This window comes from Actinotalea sp. C106 (genome assembly GCF_023630195.1).
Lineage (GTDB): Bacteria > Actinomycetota > Actinomycetes > Actinomycetales > Cellulomonadaceae > Actinotalea.
Window position 1 is genome coordinate 1 of record NZ_JALPKN010000410.1, and the last position, 2,121, is coordinate 2,121.

Consider the following 2,121-nt stretch of genomic DNA (forward strand, 5'->3'; position numbering starts at 1 on the left):
GGCCGGGGTCCCCGCAGGGACGCCGGTGGTGCTGGCCGGGCACGACCACGCGGTGGGCACCTGGGCGAGCGGTGCGCGACTCCCCGGCGACCGCGCCGACTCGATCGGCACCACCGAGGCGGTCCTCACGGTGCGGCGATCCCACGGACCAGGCGCCGCCGCCGACGCAGACCGCATCGCCCTCGCCGGCATGAGCCTGGTCCGGACCGTGTCCGGGCGGCACGACGCGGTCCTCGCCGGTTCCTCGAGCGCCGGCGCGATGCTCACCTGGCTCGCCGATCGTGGCGTCGGTGGGGCGCGCGCCGCATGGCCGGAGGTCTCCGTGGACCGGGCGGGGCCCGTCTGCCTGCCCTACCTCTCCGGCAGGCAGACGCCGCACCCCGACCCCGCCGCGCGGGTCCGGCTGCTCGAGCTCGGATCAGGGCCGGGGGGCGCTGCCGTGGAGGTTCCGGTCGACGGCACGCACGCCGGCCGGCTGGCCGGTGCGGTGCTCGAGGGGGTGTGCCTGCAGGCCCGCTGGATGGTGGTCGAGCAGGAGAGGCTGAGCCACGGCGCCTCCTCCAGCGCCGCGACCGACAGCGCCGCGACCGACAGTGCCACGACCGACAGTGCCACGACCGACCCAGGCCGGCTCGTGGTCCTCGGCGGTCCGGCGCTCACGGTCCCCGGCTGGCGGCCCTCAAGGTCGCGACCAGCCCGTGGCCGTCGCGGTGGGTCGAGGCCCCGGAGCCGGTCGCGAGCGGGGCCGCCCTCCTCGCCCTGGTGCGGGCGGGCCTGCTGGGACCGGTCGACGAGACCCTCGTGACGGCGCCCACGCTGGACGTTCGCGAGGTCGCGGGGCAGGCGCCGACCCCGGACCGACGGTTCGACGCCTTCGTGGCCGCAGCCTCGGGCTGAGACCGTCAGCTGCGGTGCGACCCCGGGTCCACGAGCGGGGTCGACAGCCCCAGGAGCACGGCGGGGAGGGTGGCCTCGACGAACGCGGAGCCCGTCGGCGCGGCGTCGCCCGCCAGGGCCTCGCGGGCCAGCCCGCGGATGTAGAGAGAGGTCAGGACGTCGGCGAGCTGGACCGAGCTGATGGTCGGGCGGCGTCCGAGCCGGCCGAGCACGTCGACGAGGATCTCGGCGATCTCGCTCTCGAAGCCGGCGCTCTGCTCCTGGAACCGGGCGCCGCTCTCCGGGGTGCGCATCGCGTGCAGCTGGGCCTCGGTCTGCAGCAGGTACCAGATCCGCGCGTGAGGACGCAGGGCCTCGAGGATCGCGCCGACACTTCCCAGGTCGAACTCGTCCGGGCCTCCGGTCTGGAGCGAGTCGCGGACCAGGCCCACCATGAGTGCCGACTGCTTCTCGTAGAGGGCGTAGAACACGTCCTCCTTGGTCGAGAAGTTCGAGTAGAACGCCCCGCGGGTGTACCCGGCAGCGCTCATCAGGTCGTCGACCGTGGCCCCGTTGAGGCCCTTCTGGGCGAAGACGGCCGCGGCGGCGTCGAGGATCCGCGCACGGGTGTTCGCCCGACGGCGAGTCGGTGCGGGAGCAGGCTGGTCGGTCACGTCCTTGCCAGAGTAACCACCCTCCGCGGGTGGGAGCGCGACCGCAGCGGCACGGGTTGCGACCTTGACGTGCAGGGGCCACCGTGGCCCGATGAGCAGCCCCAGCAGCGATCCCGCGCCCGAGGACTCGACAGGTCTCACCCCGGGCGGCTCGGTCCCCCCGGGGGAGACGCCTCCGGCCGAGAGCGGCGTGTCGGGCGTCTCCGACCGCCAGCCCTCCCTCCCCAGCGCGCGGACCAACAAGCTCGTCTACGTGATCGTGCTCGGCGTCGTGGTGCTCGTCGGGCTGATGTTCGTGGCCTACGCGGTCGGCCTGCTGTAGATCCGCGCGGACCCCCGAGGGGCGGCGTCGGGTGCAGGGCCAGGAGCAGGAGCACCTGCCGGACGGCCGTCGGCGAGACCGGCGCCCGCGGCGGCATCGGGGTCGGCCTGCGTGAGCCAGTCCACCAGCCCGCACACCGCGTCGGTGCAGCCCCCGCAGCCCGTGGTGGCCCGGGTCGCCCGGGCGACGTCCGCGGTGCAGCGCGCGCCCGCGGGCCCGCTGGCCACGAGGTCTCCCTTGGTGACGCCG

The 2,121-nt window shown here is 75.3% G+C and carries 3 protein-coding genes and 1 pseudogene; 2 read left to right on the forward strand and 2 right to left on the reverse strand.

Annotated features, from left to right (window positions below; translation table 11 throughout):
- A partial coding sequence (locus L0B03_RS16985; protein ID WP_250448065.1) for an FGGY-family carbohydrate kinase occupies nucleotides 1-805 on the forward strand: 805 nt, incomplete at its 5' end.
- Nucleotides 806-902: 97 nt separating this feature from the next.
- Here the strand turns inward: L0B03_RS16985 and L0B03_RS16990 are convergent.
- Nucleotides 903-1,550 (reverse strand): TetR/AcrR family transcriptional regulator, encoded by a 648-nt coding sequence (locus tag L0B03_RS16990; RefSeq protein ID WP_250448067.1) that lies wholly within the window; start codon nucleotides 1,548-1,550, stop codon nucleotides 903-905.
- Nucleotides 1,551-1,641: 91 nt separating this feature from the next.
- Here L0B03_RS16990 and L0B03_RS16995 point away from each other — a divergent pair, with 91 nt between their 5' ends.
- On the forward strand, nucleotides 1,642-1,872 hold the full coding sequence (locus L0B03_RS16995; RefSeq protein ID WP_250448069.1) for a DUF6480 family protein: 231 nt from the start codon (nucleotides 1,642-1,644) through the stop codon (nucleotides 1,870-1,872).
- On the opposite strand, the pseudogene L0B03_RS17000 reads toward L0B03_RS16995, so the two are convergent.
- A pseudogene (locus L0B03_RS17000) lies at nucleotides 1,851-2,121 on the reverse strand ((2Fe-2S)-binding protein); the annotation flags it as partial. The gene L0B03_RS16995 and the pseudogene L0B03_RS17000 overlap by 22 nt on opposite strands.